Raw genomic sequence first — 20,371 nt, 5'->3', positions numbered from 1 at the left:
TACCCTTATGAGTCTACTTGCCTAAAAACTAGGAATGAAGGCGTTTGCAAATCTAGCGCGATTCAGACAGCAGGCTTGACTTCAATATCCAGTCGCGAAAATCGTGTAATGCCCGATGATGCGGGGTCTGTGCTGGATAAGTTAAATAGAACGCCTTCTCACTCAGGCACCGGTGACCAACGGGTGCAATTAGGCGCCCGTTCTGTAACTCATCCCTGACTAACTGTTCGTATACAATCGCTATCCCCAGGCCATCGCGCGCGGCTTGATACATCAGAACCGAGTTCTCAAAACTCATTTTGTGCGATGCCCGGGGTATCTCGCCGCCCACCGAGTTGAGCCATAGGTCCCAATCACCCGGTCTAGCTAACGAATAGAGCCATGTGCCATAACGAAGGTCCTCGATAGCGTTAATTGCCCCGTTCTCAACCATGAAGCTCGGGCTGCAAACCGGCACCAAATCCATAACCAGCAGTCGGTGGCTTATTGTACGCGGCCATCTTCCGTCCCCCAGCTGCACTACGACGTCAGCCTTGGCCTGCGCAATGTCGGTGTTTCCCATCGTAGTGGTGAGCATGATGTCATGTTGTGGAAAGGCCCGATGAAAATCAGGCAGACGCGGCATCAGCCAGCGCATTGCCAAGGTCGGTGGGCAGGCAATATGCAGGGGCTGCTCGGCATTCTGTTGGTCGATTTGTGAGGCAGCATCAACCATCATCGCGAAGGACTGGCTCACAGCCGAAAGAAAGTGCACCCCCGCGGCAGTCAACTTCACCTGACGGTGCGCGCGCCTAAAAAGACTGGTGCCGAGTTCGCCTTCTAGCAAAAGAATCTGCCGGCTGACGGCACCTGGCGTGACATTGAGCTCTTCTGCGGCGCGGGTGAAACTTAGATGCCTTCCGGCCGCTTCGAACGCTCGAATCGCCTTCAGAGATGGCAGTCTGCGCATCGTCGTTCCTTGACTTCAACTCAACTAAGTGCCTGTTTTTCTCGTTTGACCGCATCCTCAGTGGCACGGATAGTCCTGCTCGAACTTGTAGACGAGTGGGTCACATTCAATGGTTGAAAACGTAAGTCCAGTCCTTAATTTGTGCCAAGCTCCGGATTTGGCGACAAGACGTCCCAAAATTGCTGTTCCAGCCGGCGCATGTGATACTCATGCTCACCTGTATGAGGACGGTCAGTATCCCCTAAAACCAAGTCGCCCATTTACGCCCGCCGCGGTCCGGATAGACGACTATCGTGCTATGCTGACAAAACTGGGGATTCAACGGGCAGTGATCGTCCATTCGGGTGTCCATGTGGATCACCAGATAACGATTGACGCGCTCAAAGCATCGAATGGCCAGTGGAGAGGCATCACCGTTGCCGATCCTAATATGTCCGAGGCCGAGATCGCTGATCTGAATGCCGTGGGCTTCAGGGGCGTACGCTTCAATCCGTTCAACGCACCAGTAGCCGGCATCGCAGGCATCGAGGAGTTGTCGGAACGTATCGCGCCTTTCGGATGGCATGTGCAATTGCACATCAACGCTGCTGATCTGGTGGATATGGCGCCGCGCCTTAGGCAACTGCCGGTGGAGATCGTCATCGATCATCTGGGGCATATGCCGACAGCACTGGGTATCGATCACCCGGGTTTCCAGTTGCTGCTCCATATGGTCAAGAACGAGGGTTGGTGGATCAAACTCTCTGCACCCATGCGCTTCGAAGATGCGCAGTTGCCCTATTCCTCGTTGATTCCATTTGCTCAGGCGCTGATCGCTGCCAACCCGTCACGCATGCTTTGGGGCAGTGACTGGCCGCATGTTAGTTTTTCGGGGACCATGCCGAATGACGCGGACCTTCTCGACCTGCTGGCTATATGGGCGCCCGACCCGGAAGTTCAGAAGCAGATCCTGGTTGATAACCCAGCTCATCTGTATGGCTTCAAATGAATGTCTATATGTGGCACCGAGAGCCATGGAGGCGCGGTGTCTGTTCAATTACTGACATCACCAAAAAAATAAAAACGGAGGAGAAAATGAAGTCATTTTTGGCCGCGGTATCTGTTGGCTTGCTAGCCGCTATCCCACTGGCGGCAAGCGCACAGGAGTTCCCGCAGAAGGAAGTCTCACTCGCCATCGCCTTCTCTGCGGGCGGCTCTACCGACGTGCTGGCTCGCTATGTGGCAGACGGCTTGGGCAAGTCCTGGGGCCAGACGGTTGTGCCACAAAATTTGCCAGGCGCTGGTACAGCAATCGCTGCAGCCCACGTAGCTGAGGCAGAGCCTGACGGATATACGATTTTGTTCGTCTCCTCCAGCTACACGACCAATGCTGCGCTCCAGCCCAACCTGCCATTCGATCCCAAGGCCGATCTGATACCCGTCGCCAGCGTCTCGCTTGGCCAAAGCGCGGTGACGGTCGGAAGCGGGGTTCAGGCCACTACGATCACCGAGTTCGTCGAAGAAGCCAAAGGCCGCGGCATGTTCTATGCGACGGCAGGCTTGGGCAGTTCTTCCCATTTTAGCGCAGAACTGTTCAATGCCGCGACCGACTCGAACATCGAGCCTGTACACTATAAAGGTGCCGCTGAATCGATACCCGACCTCGTAAGTGGACGGGTAGACGCATGGTTCGGTAGCGTCGCTCAAGTCTTACCTGCGGTTCATGCCGGACAGCTTCGCGTACTCGCTGTAAGCAACGAAATGCGCGCACCCGCCCTGCCGGATGTGCCGACACTAATAGAAGCAGGCATCGAAGGTGCTGATCCGCGCGGCGTCAGGATGCTGCTTTTTGTTCCTGCCGAGACGCCCATCGCTATCCAAGAACGCATCAACGCCAGCGTCAACGAATTGATGCGCACTCCTGAGGCGATCGAATTCCTTGCCAGCCAAAGCTTCCTGGCAGATCCGAAATCTGTCGCAGAAGTGACGACACTGGTCAGCGAAGAAATTGATCGGTGGAGAGATATCGCAGAAACCCGCGGAATTGTCGCTGAGTAACAACCCGCCGGGAGGCCGGACCTTGTCCGGCCTCCCGGCAAGTCTTCAGTTGCGGCGTTTATTTCGAGTTGTGGGGGCGGGCATGAGAATTGCCAATGTAAGAGACTTCTGCGTGGGTCTTTTGTACCTGATTGCGGGCGTGACAATTGCCATCGGCGCAAGCAGCTATCGGATGGGCGTCGCCAGTTCCATGGGGCCAGGATACTTTCCGTTCTGGATCGGCATACTGCTCGCACTGACCGGACTTGGTCTCTGCATACGTGCCAACATGTGGTCCGGCGAAGCTCAGCCTGTCGGCAAGTTTGATCTCAGAGTTTTACTCGCCATTATAGGCGCGGTGGCGTCCTTCGGATTACTGCTGCCACGTGGTGGGATCATCGTAGCTGTCGTAGCCGTCGTTGCCATATCCAGCCTTGCCTCCCGGAACACATCAGTTCTGTTCACCGCCGCGACGGCGATCGCCCTTTCTGCAATCTCGGTATTGGTCTTCGTGGTCGGACTTGGCCTTCGATTTCCTGTATTTCCGCGGCTTTGAGAAGAGATAGACGATGGAACTTCTGAACAATCTGTCCATTGGGTTCAGCGTTGCCCTCACCGCACAGAACATTGCCTATGCCTTCATGGGCTGTCTTCTAGGAACGCTGATTGGCATCCTTCCTGGTCTCGGCCCCCTGGCGACGATTTCTATGTTGCTCCCATTCACCTATGGTCTCGAGCCGGTTACCGCTCTGATCATGCTGGCGGGCATCTATTACGGATCGGCCTATGGCGGTTCTACGACCGCGATCTTGGTCAATATGCCAGGCGAGACCTCATCTGCAGTCACCGTTATTGATGGCTACCAGATGGCTCGAAACGGACGGGCCGGCGTTGCGCTATCGACAGCGGCCATTGGATCGTTCTTTGCCGGCACGGTTGGAACCCTGACCGTCGCCCTGTTCGCCATGCCGCTGAGCAGCGCCGCCTTTAGTTTCGGCGCGCCTGAGTATTTCGGGTTGATGGTCGTTGGTCTGGTTTGCGCGGTATCACTGGAATCCCGATCATTGCTCAAGTCCCTTGGCATGGTTCTAGTGGGCCTGTTTCTTGGAAGCGTGGGCACCGACGTCCATTCCGGCGTGCAGCGGTTCACTTTCGGCATGCCTGCCCTGTGGGAGGGCATCGACTTCATCGTTCTAGCCGTTGGGATATTTGCCATTGGCGAAATTGTGGGCAGCCTCGAGAACGGCAAGCCACCTGAATCATTTGTTAAGAAGGTCAACAGCCTGTTCCCAAACTGGGAAGATATTCGCAGAATGACTCCCGCGATATTACGCGGCACGATGATCGGCTCGTTCTTTGGGCTGTTGCCGGGCGCAGGTCTGTCGATAGCTTCGTTCTTTTCGTACAGTTTCGAGCAGAAGGTTTCTCGTCATTCGAGCGAGTTCGGCAAAGGCGCAATCGAAGGCGTGGCTGCTCCCGAGGCGGCCAACAATGCCGCAGCACAGACTGCATTTATACCGACCCTTATACTTGGCGTTCCGGGCAGTGCGACCATGGCCCTATTGCTCGGCGCCATGATCGTTCACAATATTCAGCCTGGTCCAAGCGTCATCAATTCCAACCCTACCTTGTTCTGGGGTCTCATCGCCTCGATGTGGATCGGCAACCTGATGTTGGTAATCCTCAACCTTCCCTTGGTTGGCATATGGATCAAACTGCTTTCCATACCTTATCGAGCGCTCTTTCCGTCAATACTGGTGTTTTGCTGCATCGGGATTTATTCGGTACGATCCTCCACGTTTGACATCTTTCTGGCCATGTTGATCGGCGCAGTTGGTTACCTGATGCGCAAGCTTGAATGCCCACCGGCGCCGCTCATTCTCGGCTTTGTGCTGGGGCCGATGATCGAAGAAAACTTCCGACGCGCGCTTGTGCTTGGAAGAGGAGACCCGGCAATATTCTATCAATCCCCCATTTCGATATCCCTCATCATGGTCGGAGCAATCGCCTTGGCGGTGACGGTTCTTCCAGTCTTCAAGCGCGCTCGTGTTGCGAGCGAGGAAGAATAGTCAGCGGCCAAGGCTGCCGCATTAAATTTAAGCAAAAAGGACTGCACATACTATGAAGCTCATGCACGGCAAGGTTTCTCCTTTCGTCCGCAAGGTAATGATCGCAGCGCACGAAAAGGGCCTGGCAGATTCGATCGAAATTGTCCCGACTGCTGTTGGTCAGGGAAAGGTCAACGACGACCTGATGAAGCTCAATCCCATTGGAAAGATACCGACACTTGTCGTCTCGGAAGATTTCAGCATCTTCGATTCTATGGTGATCTGCGAATATTTTGATTTTCTCAAGTCTGAAAAGCGGCTTATCCCGGTGGACCCGATGCAACGCATTCGGGTTCTGACGATAAACGCTGTGGCGGATGGTTTGCTCGTAGCATTGACGCTGGCAAAGGTTGAAGCATCGCGCGCGCCGGAAAAGCAATGGGCGGAGTTCCATGCGGCGCAAACGGCTAAGGTAATGGCCTGCCTGGCGTCATTGGCCGACGCCGAGCTTGGAGGTGAGGGGCCCATCAGCATTTCCGAAATCGCGACCATTTCTGCATTGGGAATGCTGGATTTTAGAGCGCCGGAAATCGACTGGCGGTCCCGGCACAAGGCTCTGGCCGCCTGGATGGACAGGCAGGCTGACCGCGCGTCGGTTCTCGCGACAACACCTAACTGATCGCACCAGGTACGATCAGGCAACGGGCATCAGGTTCGACAGGGAAGAGCCATAATGTTGGGTTTCAGAATTGAACGTAGTGTTCCGCGTGTAGAACAGGTATGGGTCGACAGGTTCGCGAGCCTTCCGGTCGCCAATGTCAGCGATGCGATGTCCCGAATGTTTGCGGGTGGCGCATCGCTTCGACCCATGCATGCGGGCGGTTCCCTAGCCGGCCCCGCCTTGACGGTGCGCACGTCTCCCGGCGATAATCTGATGATCCAGAAGGCGATCGATATCGCAGGGTCGGGCGACGTCATTGTCGTGGATGGCGGCGGCGAGGTTACCAACGCCTTGGTCGGTGAGTTGATGATCGCTCACGCCCGCAACAGGGGGATCGCTGGCTTCGTGATTAACGGCGCCATCAGGGACCACAAAATGATATCAGCCGGTAATTTTCCTGTTTTTGCGGTGGGCGTCACTCACCGGGGGCCACACAAGAACGGGCCAGGCGAGATCAATGTTTCTGTCTCGCTCGATGGCATGGTCGTGTCTCCGGGGGATCTGGTGCTCGGCGATGCCGATGGCGTTGTCGCGGTACCCCAATCCCATCTTGCCGAGGTTTTTGAGATCGCCGAGGAAAAATATCGGATGGAGGCCGCGCAGCTGGTGGCTATCACCGAACGTCGCAATTCGCGCGACTGGATCAACGATGCGCTTCGGCGTTTGGGCGTGTTGTAATTGATACGGGTTTACGCTGACCTGAGCCCGGAGTTCCCACCGGTCTAGCAGAGAGTCCGCGGGGTGATTTGATGCGCTCCCCGACTTCGGACCACCCGGCATCAGTGCGCCTGCGGCACGAGCACCTTCGTGTTCGACCCACTGCATATCTGGCGCGCTAATCGAGACCAAACCGAACGCGCTCGATCGGGCAGCACCGCTGCAAGGCTGGGACCTGCCGGAGGAGTTCCAGCATTTGTGGCATCTGCTTGAGGCCCGCATGGGCAATCGCGGTAAGCGCGAGTTCATCCAGATCCTGCGATTGCTGGAAGCCATGCCCCAGGTCGTGGTCACCGCGGCGGTGACCCATGCCATTCAGCTGGGCGCCATCGGCTTCGACGCGGTCAAGCAGATCGCCCAGGCCCGGCTCGTCAATCGACCGCTCCGGAATGCAGAGAGCCCGGTCTCACGGCTGGTCATCAGGCGTAAGTTTCGAAAAGTGTTTCGTACCAAATTCTGTATGGATCACCGTGGCCGCATTCTCATCGACCTCGGCTGTTTGAATAAGTTTTTGGGAATTAGAGCGATCCACTGTTACCACCCGGGCTTCGCCGCCGATGAGCGCCACGGTGAAGGTCGGCTCATCCAAGCGATTAACGCGATCCCGCTCCGCCATATGGGCGAGTAATTTCGATCGGTACGCAGCGTCAGGTTCATGAACGTCCAAGAAATCAGACATTTGAGCACGGTTCACCGCACGGCCCCTGACGGACAGTTTTAACGATAGGACCATTCGGGATAGCCGATCTGCCAACCTAGCCCTCAATGCAAAAGCTTCATCGCCAGTCGCGTGCTGAAGTAGCTTGATACCCTCTGTTACTTCTTCTGCAGGAACCTGTCGGTCGGACGCGCTGGCCAAGGCTTCTTTCGCTTTGGTCAACTGGTCGGTCACCAGCTCAATCTCACTTTGGGTCTCTTCAAGGCGGTCGCGCAGATAAGCGACGGAGACGCTGGATTGATCAATTAGGTCATAGGTTTTGTCACGTCGGGCGGTCAGCAGCCGCAGGCGTTCTTCAATGGCGGTGATTTCCTGCTCAAATTCGTGCGCACGACCACCGGCATCGCTGGAACGAAGCAATTCAGTGAGATTCACCTCTCGGGTAAACGTAAAAAACGCTTCCTCGAAGTGGTCGTAACGCCAGCCCTCCTGCACGTCGCAACCAAGCTTCCTAATTGCGTTGCTGCACTTTAGATATTTGCCGCCTTGTGGCCTGGCCCCTTTGTTGACCAATCGCATTTTGGCGCCGCAGTATGCACAAGTGGCAATGTGCGAAAAAATATTCTGATACGTATTGCCCTTGCGCCCGCCATGGAGAGTTGCACGCCCGCGTCGTGCTACCTGCACCAGCAAGAATTTATCCTCCGAGATAACCGCCGGAAAGTATCCTTTGATGGGTTCACCGACGGGAGTGCTCACGCCATCAACGACGCGGTGGGGCTGAAATTCGCCTACCACTGCCCGGTTTTTCAGGATTTTCTCCACGTACGAGCTGTGCCAGCCTTCTGAGCGGCCAAATGGTTTTGAACCCTGTGAATTGAGCATGCGGACTATGGAATGTGGCCCCATGCCCTCCAAGGCAAGGTCAAACATGCGGCGAACGAGATCCCCCTTGCTGCTATCGAGGACAAATTGTGTTCCATCGTCAGATAGTCGAAGCCAGGCTGGAGCGTGTTTCGTCAACTTTTTTGTACCAATATTGGCACGCTTTTTCTCCCAAGCGGCAGCGACGCGAACGCTTTTGATGTGCGACTCTTCATTGGCCCGGCTCATCACCACAATGGAGTAGATGAGGGACTGAAGATTATCTTCACCCGCGCGATAAACCTGGCCGTCAGATAGGGTTACGACATTTATCCCGGCTTGGGTTATCGCCCATAGCAGCTGGAGAGCAGGCCGGATTTTCTCGCGGCTTAGGCGGTCAAGTGACTCCACCAACAGATACGAGTTCCTGGGTATCTCGCCGGCCTGAACGGCGGCCAAAAAAACGGAAAGTGCGCCTTTGGCAGCGTTAGCGCCTTTGAAGGCCGACACGCCAATGTCGTGGAGCTTGAAATCTTCAACGAGTCTAAGCCCATGATCTTGGGCATATTTGCCACTGGCGTCCACCTGCCTGCGCAGGCTGTCACCTTTGAGCTGCTCCAAGGTGGACATACGTACATAAGAATAAGCGAGTGGCGGTGCGGTCATAAATCAATGCTACGGTATCGGTCAATTTAATACCATACGCTATTATGAAGACCGGCGTGCCGGTGCGCATCGATTTGACCCGGCGCAGCAGGCCCAGCCCACTCTCCTCGCCGACCCGCAGATTGAGCACGACGATGTCGGGTCGCCGTCGCTCCAGGCTGACGATGAAATGCGCCGCCTCCAGCGAAAAAATCGTCTGGAAACCTTCGAGGCGGAACAAAATGCTCAGGGCCTCGCAGGTGGCCGGGTCCGCATCGACAATGTGGATCATCCGGTCGCGGTTCAGGAAGGAATGGTAATAGATGCCGTCGCTCATGTTGCCCTCTGCCCAGTTCAAATTCACGCTGATCGTGACCACCCGGTTCGAGGCGTTGTCGGCGAGGCCTACCGAGGCAGGTCCGCTGGCGCGGCCAGCAGGTGAATCGCTAAGGTAGTTTGCGCTAAGTGTTCCTGCCGTCGACAAGGACAACGCGTAGGATAGACCAGGCGATTATATACTTCACACACCCATACCGAATCAGTGGGAGTGGTGATAAGAAGAATCGATGGACGCGATCAATTTCGCTAAAGAGAACTGGGCCGTGATTGAGCAAGCGCCGTGGGCGTTTGTGGTGTGCGCCGCGCTATTCCTAGGGATCGGCTTCGCTGTCTCTAGTCGTCTGACATCCGAACGATTGGCTTTAGCCGAGGATCGCGTAACCGACTACAAGGAAAAGCTTGAGGGTAAGTCCCCGGAAGAAGCGGCGCAGCTGATTGGCGCTCTCGAAAAGAGATTGTCTGCGATAGAACCCCTCACGCTCAGCGGGAGGCAAATGGACGAGTTGGCTGTTGCACTTAGCAAAGCCCCGGCGACCGTTGACGTTGTTCATGATGGAATTAGCGCTGGCTCAAAGAAATTACATGGGCAGTTAATGGCCGTTTTTCAGAAAAGCGGATGGGCTGTCGATCAAGGTATGATTGTGGGTATGGGCATGCAGCCTAAGTCGGCGATAGCAATTTTCGCCAGAAATGGCACCCCCGGTCTCCAGACGATGATTTCAACTTTCCACGAAGTCGGTTTGCAGTTTGAATATCAAGACGAAGAAAGAATCATAAGCGGGCGTCCCAACGCCATTTACCTGCTGGTCACTTCTCCGACTTCTTAGCCTCTGGCTTTGCCTTCGCCACTTTCTTCAACGCACGGTCAAAAGCCGCCTCGTCCTCGTTCGTTTCGAGTTCGCGGGCGGCTTCTTTGAATTTGTCGATCTGCGACTTATTGGGGTTCGAAAAGGCTGTTTTGGCGGTACTCACCGGGCAAGTTCCTCGTATCTCTGACCGCCCGTAGATCGCATTGTCCGATCTTTGAGCGGTCGAATTTCTTCTTCAGTCTACCGTCCACCGAAAGCATCTCATCGCACCCTAAATCGAGAGCCGTGGCGACATGAATGCGGTCTGCTGCCTTTTCGGAAAACCCTTCATTCCAATAAAGGTCACGCGCACGTATGGCCACGAAGGGCGACATGCCATGTACTTGCACACCGTCTTTGCCAGATAGAAGCAATCGCTCAATCCGGTTTTTCAACGCCTCGTCCGGCTCTTGCATTCGGTCCACGCGCAGCACTTCCGCAACGGTCATCATCGAGGTCCAGACCTCGATTTTTCCATCCCGGCTGGCGTTGAGAAGGCGCTTGGTCATATCTGCGTCTTCTGGATGATCTAGAGGGAGCTTCCGCTCCTCCTTCAACATCTCGATAAAACAGCAGGCGTCTAGGTAAACCCTAGTCATCGCCCCTCGTTCTGTCCAAAAAGGAAACTACGCCTTCGTCGCCAATCATGTCTTTGACGCTGCCTGGTAGGGCAGAAAACTCTGCGTCACTCAGGCGAGGATAAACCAGAACGTCACTCACCGTCATTTCCGTTGGGGAGCCAGTGAGGCGATCTGCCGTGATCATTCCGCCAAGGTGTACAACTGCGTCCTTGTCTTCGAATGCCGCATAGACCTTTGCGTAAAGACCCGCCGCGTATGCGCACTTCACCGTCGCAGCGGACGCGAAGTCCTTCAAATTGAAGTACCCATTTTCCTTATACCAAGTCGCGGGTCGCCCTTGGAGCGACCCTTGGTAGGTGAACGGCTCCTCTAGGGCTTCCTTCATCAGCACCGCTGCCGACTTGGTCAGTTTCTCCCACCTCGGCTCATCATCAGCGCCGGTCAGCAAGCCAATGCGAATTGCTTCGTCATTGTCCATTTCAGCGCCTAGCGCGACGAAGCTTTGGATGGTCTTCTTGGTGAAGTTGGAGGGAACCCGTTGCGGCGCCTTCGTCAGACCATAGGACGAGAAAAACTCAATACCCGCGTCAAATCCGGCAACTGCTGCAGTATCAAATTCACTGTAGCTCTCAACGGTGCTGCCAAAGGAGCTATCGTAGAAATCGGAGGCGACCAGATCGCCAATCGATATTTTCGCGCCAGCATCGTCAGCCAAGTTACGGAGAAACCGCTCCACGGAGCCCGACAGTTTTCCAAGCTTATCCAGTCGGACGCCATGGCCTCCGGGATTAATTTCTAGCTTGAATCGCAAACGGGCCATCTTCCGGCCTACTCGATACGCGCCATGTAAACGGGCCCCCTTACCTACCAACTGTTTGATAGGTCAACCGCTTGCCGACGATAGCACGGAGGGCGTGACCGGCGCGAGCCTGATCATCAACCCCAAGGGCAATACGGTTATTGTACCGGAAATCGAACTCAGCCAGATACCGGTGCAGGTGCTTTTCAGAACAGTGCTGGTACACGCCTTTCATCCCCCTCTTGAAGATGCTGAATACGCCTTCGATGGTATTCGTGTAGGCCTCGCCGCGAACGTATTCCTCAGCGCCGTGGTTGACCGTCTCGTGGCCAAGGAACTCGCGGGCAATCTTGGTGTAGAGGCGGCTTTCGTCGGTGTTCAGAATCGTCTCGCGGTTGACGTTGGCAGCGACGATGTTTCCCACGGTGGTTACGTCCGCACGGTCAACGTGGAAGGAACGGACAGAGCCGCCGCGCTCAACCAGAGCGACAACCGCGCGCTTGCCAGAAGGGCCGCGACGGGTCTTGGACTTGAATGGCTGGCCGCTGGTGCGAGTGGTCGGCTGTTCTTCGGTCTTGCCGAAGTAGGTTTCATCCGCCTCAACCACGGAACCGTTGCCGCCCATCGGGGACAGGTCGCCAGCGCGCATTGCTTCGCGGATGCGGTGCGCAAGGAACCAAGCGGTCTTGTAGGTGACTTCAAGCGTCCGGTGAATCTGGTGGGCAGAGACGCCCTTCTTGCTCGACACCATCAGGTGAATGGCCTGCAACCACTTGTGCAGTTCTAGGTGGCTTTCCTCAAAGATGGTGCCGATGCGAACCGTGAACTGGCTACGGCACTGGCCGCACTTCTTGAGGCCGTGGCGGATAACGCCTTCCGGGTTCTTCTTGGAAGGCTTGGTACGGACGTTGTTTAGGACATAAATCCGCTCGACACCCCCGCAATGCGGGCACACAGGACCATTTTCCCAAAGCGTTGCTTCAACATGAGCAAAAGCAGCGGCTTCATCGTGGAAATAGGGCTTGGAAAGAACGGACATAGAGGTAACTCCTTGAGATCATTAGACCTCAAGTACATGGGTTTGTCAAATACATAATCGCCATAGACCACCTATATATTAGGTTTATTTGCCTATCGCGCAAATGTCAACGGAATTCAATCCTATATTTTTGGCAAAGGAAAGGCCGGCGACCAGGGATCGCCGGCCGGTCTGGTTTAGCGCGGGCTGGCGCGCAGCGCGTCGCGAATTTCGGTGAGCAGCACTTCTTCCTTGCTCGGCGCGGGGGCTTCGACCACGGGCTCGGCAGCGGCCTGGCGCTTGAGCTTGTTGATGCCCTTGACCACCATGAACAGCACGAAGGCGATGATGGTGAATTTCACCACGGCGTTGATGAACAACCCGATATTGAGGGTGGCGATACCGGCATCCTTGGCGGCGGCGAGCGAGGGCACCGCAATGTTGTCGGGGTTGGACAGGACGATGAACAGATTGGAAAAATCGATGCCACCGATGATCAACCCGATCAGCGGCATGAACACGTCGTCGACGATGGAGGAAACGATGGCGCCGAAGGCAGCACCAATGATCACGCCGATCGCCAAGTCAATCATATTGCCTTTGATGGCGAAGTCCCTGAATTCCTTGAACATTGCTGGCTCTCTAGTTTGGTGTCCGTCCCTACCCAAGACGGCCGCACGATATGCGGGGATTAAGAATTCCTTAGCTGACGGCTAAATGCAATGGGTCCACAGTAGGTCTTGCGCAGGTTTCATGGCGAGCCGATAGTCCGGCCGCACCCCGACAGCCCAGGACTGCCACCAAAATGCCCGCTCACAAAGGCGATGAAGCAGCCCGTCTCAGACAGGCGCTCGACCATATTCCGCAAGGCGTTGCGGTGTTTGACGCCGCCCTGCGATTGGCCACGTCCAATAGCCGCTACAACACGCTGCTGGCGCTGCCGCCCGAGCTGATCAAAATCGGCATGCCGCTATTCGACATCGCGCTGTTTCTGGCCGACCGGGGCGATCTGGGCGTCGGCGACGCGGCGCGGCTGGCCATTGAGCGCATCAATGTGCTGACCGCGATGCCCAGCACGGTGACGCAGCGGCTGGGTAATGCCGGGCAGATGCTCGAATTTCATTCCAGTCGCCTGCCCGATGGCGGCCTGGTGGTCAGCTTTTCCGACGTGACGGCGCGGGTGCGGGCCGAGCGGGAACTGGCGGGGATGAACCAGTCGCTGGAAGAACGGGTGGCCGAACGCACGGCGGCGCTGACCAGGGTCAATGCCGAGCTTGAAACCGCCCGCGCCAAGGCCGATGCCGCCAATCACGACAAAACGCGGTTTCTCGCCGCGGCCAGCCATGACCTGCTGCAGCCGCTCAACGCGGCGCGGCTCTATACCTCGACGCTGATCGAGCGCTCCAAATCGACCGGGCTGGCCGATCTGGCCAATTCCATCGAGGCGTCCCTGACGGCGGTCGAGGAAATCATGGGCGCGCTGCTCGATATTTCGCGCATCGACAGCGGTGCGCTCAAGCCGATGCTGGCGCCAGTGGCCGGGCGCGATGTGCTCAAAAAGATCGAGCTGGAATTCGGGCCTATGGCGCGGGCGCGCAATATTACCCTGCGCGTTGTCGGCACCGATGGCTCGGTGCTGGCAGACCGGGCCTTGATCGGCCGCATCGTGCAAAATCTGGTGTCCAACGCCATCAAATATACCCCATCCGGCGGCAAGGTGCTGGTCGGCTTCCGACGGCGCGGCAGCCGCTTGCGGCTCGACGTGGTCGATACCGGCATCGGTTTCAATCGCGACCAGCACAAGCTGCTGTTCGCTGAATTCTCCCGGCTCGAACGCGGCGCCCGCATGGCGCAGGGACTGGGGCTGGGCCTATCCATCGTGCAGCGTCTGGTGACTGCGCTGGGGCTGACGCTCGAACTCGACAGCACCGAAGGTCGCGGCTCGCGCTTCTCGCTGTTCCTGCCGTCGACGCGCACCGTCCGCGCCACCGAGGAAGCCAGCATCGCGCCCACCGAAATCAGCTTCGGCACGCTGGGGCTGAAGATCCTCTGCGTCGACAATGAGCGGGCCATCATCGAGGCGATGGAGGGGCTGCTGCGGCATTGGGGCTGCGATGTGCGCAGCGCTCTGTCGCTCAAGCAGATCGACCGCGAGGGGCTGCTCGAAGGCTGGTATCCCGATCTGGTGCTGATGGATTACCATCTCGACCAAACTTCTGGCCTCGATGCCATCGAATGGCTGCGGCACAATCTGGGTGGCCATCTGCCGGCGGCGCTGGTCACTGCCGACCGCAGTCCGGCGGTGCGGGCGCTGGCCGAAGAGCGCGGCATTGCCGTGGTCAACAAGCCGGTCAAACCCGCCGCGCTACGCGCCGCGATCAGCGGGCTGGCCAATCAGAGCCGCACCACGGTCAAGCGCACCGGCTAGCCGTTGCGCCTCAGGCTATAGCGGTGAACAGCCCTGCCTTGCGCCGCTCCAGCGCCCACCAATAGATCGCGCCGCGCGCCACGAACCAGCAATGCATGGCGGCCCACAGCCCCCAATTGCCCAGCACCGGCTCCAGCGCCAGCGCCGCCACCAGGAACACCACTAGCGAAATCACCATGCCATTGCGCATGGTGGCATTGAGCGTGGTGCCCACCAGAATGCCGTCATAGACAAAGGCCGGCATGAAGGTGACGGTGCACAGCGCCGCGATCGGCAGATAGGTCAGCGCATAGGCCTGCACTTCGGCATTGGTGGTCATCAACCCGATCACCAATGGCCCGGCCAGATACCAGGCCACACCCAAGGTCAGCGTCAGGATCAGGCCCCACAGCATGCTCAGCCCATAGGCCTGATCGAAGGCCGGTCGCCAATTGGCGCCCACGGCCTTGCCGGTCAGTTGCTCGGCCGCCTGGGCGATGCCGTCGAGGAAATAGGCAATGATCATCAGCAGGTTGAGCAGCACCGCATTGGCCGACAGCGCCACCTCGCCCATGCGCGAGCCCTGTGCTGCGAACCAGCCATAGGCGCCCATCAGCGCTGCCGAACGGATCATCAGATCGCGGCTGAGCCCGAACATGCGCTTGAGCGCGACGGCGTCGAGCAATTCGCCCGGCGCGATCTTGCCGAGCACGGCGCGCAGCCCGCCATAGTGCCGCAGCAGCACGGCAAGCCCGACAATGCTGGCCACCACCTGCCCCAGCACCGTGCCCGCCGCTGCGCCGGCCACGCCCCAGCCCAGCCAATAGACAAAGCCGATGCTGAAAATGATGTTGATGCCATGCAGCAGCATCTGCAGCGCCATGCCGGTCTTGGCCGAGGCCCGGCCATAGAACCAGCCGAGCAGCGCGTAATTGACCAGCGAGAACGGCGCCGACCAGATGCGGACGTTGAAATACTCCGCCAGCGCGGTACTCGCCCCGGACTCAGGCGCCAGGGCAAGCGTCGCCAGCCATAAGGTCGGCGCAGCCAGCGCGATCATCAACACGCCGATGCCGACACCGAGCAGGATGGCGCGGCTGACATGCAGCAGCCCGTCACGCGGGTCGCGCGCACCAACCGCCTGCGCCGTCAGCCCGGCAGTGCCGATGCGCAGGAAATAGGCCAGCGAAAAAATGATGTCGAACAGCAGCGCGCCGAGCACCAGCCCGCCCAGCATGCCGGCATCGCCCAGCCGGCCGATGACGGCGATATCGACAATGCCCACCAGTGGCTCGGTGATGAAGGCCACCGAGGCCGGCAGCGCAATTTTCCACACATCGGCGTGGCGCACGTCGAACGGATGCTGCGGGCGGGGATTGGTGGGCATGGGAAAAACTCGGAGGGATCAGCGTTTCCTAGCACAGGATCGCCGCCGCCTCCCACAGCGGCATTGCAGCGCAGGGATCGTTCAAGTATCGCCCCTCATCCGCCCTTGGGCACCTTCCCCCAGGAGGGAGAAGGGAAAGGCGCTTTCAGCCGCGCCCCTTGCTGAGGCGGATGAGCAACCAGATCGGGACCACTAGCGCCGCGCCGGTGGCGATATAGCCGCCCAGATTGCGGAACAGACCGGCGCCATCGCGCAACGCCTCGCGCACCAGATCGATGGCCCCATTGACCACGCCCTGCACGTCGACGCCAAACACGCTCATGGCAAAGCCGACCAGCAGCGAGATGAACGCCAGCTTGAGCATGACATTGATGGGATGCCCGCCAAAGAAGCGCTCGATCGGGGAACGCCGCGTCTCGGTCTGGGGTTGATCGCTCATGCTGGCCTCGCCCTATTGTGGTGCTGGGGGATCATATAGGGTGTTTCTCGATTTGCAGAAGGTGTGACTTGCCAAGTTTGTGCTCAACCCACACCCCCTCCCGGCCTCCCCCATCAAGGGGGAGGTGCTGGGCCGGTGGGTTTGGTGAGATCGTGCCGCCATCACGGAACGACACCTCCCCCCTTGCGGGGGAGGCTGGAAGGGGGGATTTTTGACCCCGGTATTGCCCCCCATCATCGCCGACTGGTTCGCCCGCAAAGGCTGGTCCCCGCGGGCGCATCAGCTCGACGTTCTCGCCAGCTGGCAGGACGATGCCTCGGCGCTGCTGATCGCCCCGACCGGCGCCGGCAAAACCTTGGCCGGGTTCCTGCCGACGCTGGTCGATCTGGCGGAGGGCAAGTTCGAGGGGCTGCACACGCTCTATATTTCCCCGCTCAAAGCGCTGGCGGTCGACGTACAGCGCAATCTCAATACGCCCATTCTGGAAATGGGCCTCAACATCACCGCCGAAACCCGCACCGGCGACACGCCGCAATCGCGCCGCGCCCGGCAGCGGCAAAAGCCGCCGCATATTCTGCTGACCACGCCCGAGCAGCTCTGCCTGCTGATCAGCCATCCGCATGCCGATCTGTTCTTCGGCTCACTCAAGCGCATCGTGCTGGATGAATTGCACGCGCTGGTCACCTCCAAGCGCGGCGAATTGTTGTCGCTGGCGCTGGCCCGCATCGCCAAACTGGCGCCCGATCTGCATATCACCGCGCTCAGCGCCACGGTGGCGCGGCCCGATCTGCTGCGCGACTGGATTGCCCAGCCGGTGCCGCAGCGGCCAACCCATCTGCTCACCGCCACGGGCGGCGCGCCGCCGGTGCTGTCCATACTCGCCACCGAGGAGCGCCTGCCCTGGGCCGGGCATTCGGGCCGTTATGCCCATCGTGAGCTGTACGAAACCATCAAGCAGCACCGCACCACGCTGCTCTTCGTCAACACCCGCAGCCAGGCCGAAATGCTGTTTCAGGGGCTGTGGGCGATCAATGACGACATGCTGCCGATTGCGCTGCATCATGGCTCGCTCTCGGTGGAACAGCGCCGCAAGGTGGAAAGCGCCATGGTCTCGGGCAAGCTCAAGGCCGTGGTCTGCACCTCGACGCTCGATCTGGGCATCGACTGGGGCGATGTGGATCTTGTGGTACAGGTCGGTGCACCCAAAGGGTCTTCGCGCATGCTGCAGCGCATCGGCCGCGCCAATCACCGGCTCGACGAGGCGTCCAAGGCCGTGCTGGTGCCGTCCAATCGTTTCGAAGTGCTCGAATGCGAGGCGGCGGTGGAAGCCGTGGCCGAGAACCATCAGGATAGCGAAGACCCAGTGTCGGGCGGTTATGACGTGCTGGCCCAGCATATTCTGGGCATGGCCTGCGCCGCCCCCTTTGCCGCCAACGCGCTTTACGACGAAATCCGCCGCGCCTGGCCCTATCGCGACCTGCCGCGGGGCCAGTTCGACCGGGTGCTGGATTTCGTCGCCACTGGCGGCTACGCGCTGCGCGCCTATGAGCGCTATGCCCGCCTCAAGCTGACCGACGATGGCCACTGGCGCATCGCCAATCCGCAGGTGGCGCAGCAATATCGGCTCAATATCGGCACCATCATCGAGGAACCGATGGTGCGGGTTCGGCTGGTGCGAGCGCGCGGCGTCAAGAAGGGCCAAAGCAATAGCCCCATAGGCGCTGGCGGGCGGGTGCTGGGGGAAATGGAGGAATATTTCTTCGGCACGCTGCTGATCGGCGACACTTTTATGTTCGGCGGCGAAATCGTCGCCTTCGAGGGCATGCGCGACAACGAGGCCTTCGTGTCGCGCGCCCAGTCGGCCAACCCGAAAATTCCCAGCTACATGGGTGGCAAGTTCCCGCTCTCAACCTATCTGGCCGAGCGGGTGCGCAAGCTGCTCGATACGCCCGAAAGCTGGTCGGTGCTGCCGGATCAGGTGAGCGACTGGCTGCGCCTGCAGCGCGATATTTCGGTGCTGCCCAAGCGCGATAGCCTGCTGGTGGAAACCTTCCCCCATGGCACGCAGAACTATTTGGTGTGCTACCCCTTCGAAGGCCGCCTGGCGCACCAAACCCTGGGCATGCTGCTGACCCGACGGCTGGAACGCGCCCGCGCCCGGCCACTGGGTTTTGTCGCATCCGAATATGCGCTGGCCATCTGGGGGCTGGGCGATTTGTCCGGGCTGATCCGCAGCAAGCGGCTATCGCTGGATGAATTGTTTGCCGAAGACATGCTGGGCGACGATCTGGAAGCCTGGCTCGATGAATCGGCGCTGATGAAGCGCACTTTCCGCAACTGCGCCATCATCTCCGGGCTGATCGAGCGCCGTCATCCCGGCAAGGAGAAATCGGGCCGCCAGATCACCATGAGTTCGGACCTGATCTATGACGTGCTGTATCAGCACGAGCCCGATCACATTCTCATTCAGGCCACCCGCCGCGACGCCGCGCGCGGGTTGCTCGATATCGAGCGGCTGGGCACCATGCTGGCCCGCATTCGCAGCCACATCGTGCACAAGCCGCTGGCGCGCGTCTCGCCTCTCGCCGTGCCGCTGCTGCTCGATATCGGCAAGGAACCCATTTTCGGGGAAGGCCGCGAATCTGCTATGGCGGAAGCAGCCGACGAATTGCTGAAAGAGGCGATGGGCCAGAGTTGAATCAGCCCCAATATCAAGCCGAGGTCACGGAGACGCCGATCTTGCGCTTTGCCGGACATAATTTTGAGCCGCTGCCTTCGGGTGCCCTCTATTGGCACGCCGAGCGCACCCTGCTGGTCGCCGATCTGCATTTTGAAAAAATGGCCAGCTTTGCCCGGCGCGGCCAGTTGCTGCCGCCCTATGATACCGGCCTGACGTTGGCGCGGCTCGAAGCCGATCTGCGGCGCACTCATGCGCAGCGTCTGGTGTCGCTCGGCGACAGTTTTCATCGCGCTGATGCGAGCAAGCTGCTGACCAATGCGGACCGGATGCGGCTCGATGCGGTGACCGAAATGGTCGAGTGCATCTGGCTGTCGGGCAATCACGATCCGGCCCCGCACGCCATCGGCGGCATTTGCCTGCCGGAGCTCGAACTGGCCGGATTGACCCTGGCGCATGAACCGCAACGCGGTGCCAATGGGGTAATCAGCGGACATTTGCACCCCGCCGCGCATGTGCTGATGCAGGGCCGCTCGACCCGCCGCCCCTGCTTTGTCCACGACAACCGGCTCATGATCCTGCCCGCCTATGGATCGTCGACCGGCTCGATCAATATCCTGTCGCCGGCCTTTGTCGGCCTGTTCCACTGGCCGGCGCTGGAAGTCACCATGCTGGGCAAGGACCGGACGTATCCGGTCAGCCCCAAGCGGCTGGTGCGCGGTTAGCGCCGGAACACCACGCCACCGAGCCAGCCGGTGAACAGCGCCAGCAGCACGCAGACCAGGCCGTAGAGAAATGGCTGCTGCACCGAGGTCAGCGCCAGGAAACGCTCGAAGCCGATCTTGCGCACGGCAAAGCCTTCCGACTTGCGGGCGATGATCTCGCCATTCTTGAACACATAGGTCAGGGCGATATAGGGACCGGGGGGCGCGTTGCTGGGCAGGGTCAGGCGCGCCGAATAGAAATTGTCGGCGAGGAAATTGACGGCGTTCTCCTGCACCCCGAACAGGCCCTCTTCAGTCATCAGCCGCACCAGTTCGCGGCCGAAGATTGCGGTCTTCCACCAATCGGCGCTGGTGGTCGACAGCGTATAGGCCTCGGGCAGGATGGCGTTGGCGGTCAGGGTGGTGACATCGGTGATGTCGGTCAGCCGGCTGCTCGACAGCACGTGGAAATAGCTTGGGAAATTGCGGAACTCGACCTGATCGGTGTTGATCCAGGCGCCGAAATTATTGGTCATCTGGCGGGCGACGCGGTT

Annotated in this window: 21 protein-coding genes and 1 pseudogene; 11 read left to right on the top strand and 11 right to left on the bottom strand. The window is 58.9% G+C overall.

Annotation, left to right across the window (positions count from 1 at the left end; genetic code table 11):
* Window positions 1–52 precede the first annotated feature (52 nt).
* Entirely contained in the window at window positions 53–949 is an 897-nt protein-coding gene (locus ACX3OW_RS14210) for a LysR substrate-binding domain-containing protein (RefSeq protein WP_459096450.1), read from the bottom strand.
* 109 nt (window positions 950–1,058) lie between these two features.
* On the opposite strand from ACX3OW_RS14210, the gene ACX3OW_RS14205 reads away from it, so the two are divergent.
* The 7 genes and pseudogenes from ACX3OW_RS14205 to ACX3OW_RS14175 form a co-directional block, all read left to right on the top strand.
* Entirely contained in the window at window positions 1,059–1,937 is an 879-nt protein-coding gene (locus ACX3OW_RS14205) for an amidohydrolase family protein (RefSeq protein ID WP_459096449.1), read from the top strand.
* Window positions 1,938–2,023: 86 nt separating this feature from the next.
* Window positions 2,024–2,986, top strand: a complete 963-nt coding sequence (locus ACX3OW_RS14200) for a Bug family tripartite tricarboxylate transporter substrate binding protein (RefSeq protein ID WP_459096448.1) — start codon at window positions 2,024–2,026, stop codon at window positions 2,984–2,986.
* Window positions 2,987–3,068: 82 nt separating this feature from the next.
* Window positions 3,069–3,521, top strand: coding sequence for a tripartite tricarboxylate transporter TctB family protein (locus ACX3OW_RS14195; RefSeq protein ID WP_459096447.1), 453 nt, complete (start codon window positions 3,069–3,071; stop codon window positions 3,519–3,521).
* A 13-nt stretch (window positions 3,522–3,534) separates the two neighbouring features.
* Entirely contained in the window at window positions 3,535–5,034 is a 1,500-nt protein-coding gene (locus ACX3OW_RS14190) for a tripartite tricarboxylate transporter permease (RefSeq protein WP_459096446.1), read from the top strand.
* 52 nt (window positions 5,035–5,086) lie between these two features.
* The gene (locus tag ACX3OW_RS14185) at window positions 5,087–5,692 is read left to right on the top strand and encodes a glutathione S-transferase family protein (protein WP_459096445.1); all 606 of its coding nucleotides are present in this window, start codon (window positions 5,087–5,089) and stop codon (window positions 5,690–5,692) included.
* Between the two features lie 54 nt (window positions 5,693–5,746).
* Window positions 5,747–6,412 carry an RraA family protein gene (locus ACX3OW_RS14180; protein ID WP_459096444.1) on the top strand — a complete coding sequence of 222 codons (666 nt, stop codon included), beginning with the start codon at window positions 5,747–5,749 and terminating at the stop codon, window positions 6,410–6,412.
* 126 nt (window positions 6,413–6,538) lie between these two features.
* Window positions 6,539–6,839: pseudogene (locus ACX3OW_RS14175) on the top strand (IS21 family transposase); the annotation flags it as partial.
* Between the two features lie 18 nt (window positions 6,840–6,857).
* On the opposite strand, the gene ACX3OW_RS14170 reads toward ACX3OW_RS14175, so the two are convergent.
* Complete coding sequence (locus ACX3OW_RS14170; RefSeq protein ID WP_459096443.1) at window positions 6,858–8,639, bottom strand: recombinase family protein; 1,782 nt, start codon at window positions 8,637–8,639, stop codon at window positions 6,858–6,860.
* Window positions 8,575–8,955, bottom strand: a complete 381-nt coding sequence (locus ACX3OW_RS14165) for a response regulator (protein WP_459096442.1) — start codon at window positions 8,953–8,955, stop codon at window positions 8,575–8,577. The genes ACX3OW_RS14170 and ACX3OW_RS14165 overlap by 65 nt, the downstream gene beginning before the upstream one ends.
* A gap of 229 nt (window positions 8,956–9,184) precedes the next feature.
* On the opposite strand from ACX3OW_RS14165, the gene ACX3OW_RS14160 reads away from it, so the two are divergent.
* Window positions 9,185–9,784 carry a hypothetical protein gene (locus tag ACX3OW_RS14160; protein WP_459096441.1) on the top strand — a complete coding sequence of 200 codons (600 nt, stop codon included), beginning with the start codon at window positions 9,185–9,187 and terminating at the stop codon, window positions 9,782–9,784.
* Here the strand turns inward: ACX3OW_RS14160 and ACX3OW_RS14155 are convergent.
* From ACX3OW_RS14155 to mscL, 5 genes are all read right to left on the bottom strand, one after another.
* A complete protein-coding gene (locus ACX3OW_RS14155; RefSeq protein WP_459096440.1) occupies window positions 9,765–9,929 on the bottom strand; it encodes a hypothetical protein in 165 nt (54 codons plus the stop codon). The genes ACX3OW_RS14160 and ACX3OW_RS14155 overlap by 20 nt on opposite strands.
* Window positions 9,892–10,404, bottom strand: coding sequence for a type II toxin-antitoxin system VapC family toxin (locus tag ACX3OW_RS14150; protein ID WP_459096439.1), 513 nt, complete (start codon window positions 10,402–10,404; stop codon window positions 9,892–9,894). The genes ACX3OW_RS14155 and ACX3OW_RS14150 overlap by 38 nt, the downstream gene beginning before the upstream one ends.
* On the bottom strand, window positions 10,397–11,206 hold the full coding sequence (locus ACX3OW_RS14145; protein WP_459096438.1) for a hypothetical protein: 810 nt from the start codon (window positions 11,204–11,206) through the stop codon (window positions 10,397–10,399). Before ACX3OW_RS14145 ends, ACX3OW_RS14150 begins: the two co-directional genes overlap by 8 nt.
* 40 nt (window positions 11,207–11,246) lie before the next feature.
* Window positions 11,247–12,224: an IS1595 family transposase gene (locus tag ACX3OW_RS14140; protein ID WP_459096437.1), complete on the bottom strand. Its 978-nt coding sequence runs from the start codon at window positions 12,222–12,224 to the stop codon at window positions 11,247–11,249.
* 176 nt (window positions 12,225–12,400) lie between these two features.
* The gene (gene mscL, locus ACX3OW_RS14135) at window positions 12,401–12,835 is read right to left on the bottom strand and encodes a large conductance mechanosensitive channel protein MscL (protein ID WP_459096436.1); all 435 of its coding nucleotides are present in this window, start codon (window positions 12,833–12,835) and stop codon (window positions 12,401–12,403) included.
* Window positions 12,836–13,008: 173 nt separating this feature from the next.
* Here mscL and ACX3OW_RS14130 point away from each other — a divergent pair, with 173 nt between their 5' ends.
* On the top strand, window positions 13,009–14,631 hold the full coding sequence (locus ACX3OW_RS14130) for an ATP-binding response regulator (RefSeq protein ID WP_459096435.1): 1,623 nt from the start codon (window positions 13,009–13,011) through the stop codon (window positions 14,629–14,631).
* 10 nt (window positions 14,632–14,641) lie between these two features.
* Here the strand turns inward: ACX3OW_RS14130 and ACX3OW_RS14125 are convergent, their stop codons facing one another.
* A complete protein-coding gene (locus ACX3OW_RS14125) occupies window positions 14,642–15,997 on the bottom strand; it encodes an MATE family efflux transporter (RefSeq protein WP_459096434.1) in 1,356 nt (451 codons plus the stop codon).
* Window positions 15,998–16,142: 145 nt separating this feature from the next.
* Window positions 16,143–16,436, bottom strand: coding sequence for a DUF6460 domain-containing protein (locus tag ACX3OW_RS14120; protein ID WP_459096433.1), 294 nt, complete (start codon window positions 16,434–16,436; stop codon window positions 16,143–16,145).
* A gap of 211 nt (window positions 16,437–16,647) precedes the next feature.
* Here ACX3OW_RS14120 and ACX3OW_RS14115 point away from each other — a divergent pair, with 211 nt between their 5' ends.
* Together ACX3OW_RS14115 and pdeM are read left to right on the top strand one after the other, a co-directional pair.
* On the top strand, window positions 16,648–19,134 hold the full coding sequence (locus ACX3OW_RS14115; RefSeq protein WP_459096432.1) for a ligase-associated DNA damage response DEXH box helicase: 2,487 nt from the start codon (window positions 16,648–16,650) through the stop codon (window positions 19,132–19,134).
* 41 nt (window positions 19,135–19,175) lie between these two features.
* Complete coding sequence (gene pdeM, locus ACX3OW_RS14110) at window positions 19,176–19,838, top strand: ligase-associated DNA damage response endonuclease PdeM (protein WP_459096431.1); 663 nt, start codon at window positions 19,176–19,178, stop codon at window positions 19,836–19,838.
* Here the strand turns inward: pdeM and ACX3OW_RS14105 are convergent.
* On the bottom strand, window positions 19,835–20,371 hold a 537-nt coding region (locus tag ACX3OW_RS14105; protein WP_459096430.1), incomplete at its 5' end, for a TIGR02186 family protein. The two genes, pdeM and ACX3OW_RS14105, sit on opposite strands and share 4 nt — an antisense overlap.

The sequence above is a fragment of the Devosia sp. A449 genome (assembly GCF_054489375.1).
The sequence above is the reverse complement of the archived record's forward strand: the minus strand, read 5'-3'. Positions and strand labels throughout refer to the sequence as shown.

What these genes read in the sequence shown, in the direction of transcription:
- ACX3OW_RS14210 (WP_459096450.1), bottom strand. Translation starts at nt 949, where the DNA reads ATGCGCAGACTGCCATCTCTGAAGGCGATTCGAGCGTTCGAAGCGGCC.
- ACX3OW_RS14205 (WP_459096449.1), top strand. Translation starts at nt 1,059, where the DNA reads ATGGTTGAAAACGTAAGTCCAGTCCTTAATTTGTGCCAAGCTCCGGAT.
- ACX3OW_RS14200 (WP_459096448.1), top strand. Translation starts at nt 2,024, where the DNA reads ATGAAGTCATTTTTGGCCGCGGTATCTGTTGGCTTGCTAGCCGCTATC.
- ACX3OW_RS14195 (WP_459096447.1), top strand. Translation starts at nt 3,069, where the DNA reads ATGAGAATTGCCAATGTAAGAGACTTCTGCGTGGGTCTTTTGTACCTG.
- ACX3OW_RS14190 (WP_459096446.1), top strand. Translation starts at nt 3,535, where the DNA reads ATGGAACTTCTGAACAATCTGTCCATTGGGTTCAGCGTTGCCCTCACC.
- ACX3OW_RS14185 (WP_459096445.1), top strand. Translation starts at nt 5,087, where the DNA reads ATGAAGCTCATGCACGGCAAGGTTTCTCCTTTCGTCCGCAAGGTAATG.
- ACX3OW_RS14180 (WP_459096444.1), top strand. Translation starts at nt 5,747, where the DNA reads ATGTTGGGTTTCAGAATTGAACGTAGTGTTCCGCGTGTAGAACAGGTA.
- ACX3OW_RS14170 (WP_459096443.1), bottom strand. Translation starts at nt 8,639, where the DNA reads ATGACCGCACCGCCACTCGCTTATTCTTATGTACGTATGTCCACCTTG.
- ACX3OW_RS14165 (WP_459096442.1), bottom strand. Translation starts at nt 8,955, where the DNA reads ATGAGCGACGGCATCTATTACCATTCCTTCCTGAACCGCGACCGGATG.
- ACX3OW_RS14160 (WP_459096441.1), top strand. Translation starts at nt 9,185, where the DNA reads ATGGACGCGATCAATTTCGCTAAAGAGAACTGGGCCGTGATTGAGCAA.
- ACX3OW_RS14150 (WP_459096439.1), bottom strand. Translation starts at nt 10,404, where the DNA reads ATGACTAGGGTTTACCTAGACGCCTGCTGTTTTATCGAGATGTTGAAG.
- ACX3OW_RS14145 (WP_459096438.1), bottom strand. Translation starts at nt 11,206, where the DNA reads ATGGCCCGTTTGCGATTCAAGCTAGAAATTAATCCCGGAGGCCATGGC.
- ACX3OW_RS14140 (WP_459096437.1), bottom strand. Translation starts at nt 12,224, where the DNA reads ATGTCCGTTCTTTCCAAGCCCTATTTCCACGATGAAGCCGCTGCTTTT.
- mscL (WP_459096436.1), bottom strand. Translation starts at nt 12,835, where the DNA reads ATGTTCAAGGAATTCAGGGACTTCGCCATCAAAGGCAATATGATTGAC.
- ACX3OW_RS14130 (WP_459096435.1), top strand. Translation starts at nt 13,009, where the DNA reads ATGCCCGCTCACAAAGGCGATGAAGCAGCCCGTCTCAGACAGGCGCTC.
- ACX3OW_RS14125 (WP_459096434.1), bottom strand. Translation starts at nt 15,997, where the DNA reads ATGCCCACCAATCCCCGCCCGCAGCATCCGTTCGACGTGCGCCACGCC.
- ACX3OW_RS14120 (WP_459096433.1), bottom strand. Translation starts at nt 16,436, where the DNA reads ATGAGCGATCAACCCCAGACCGAGACGCGGCGTTCCCCGATCGAGCGC.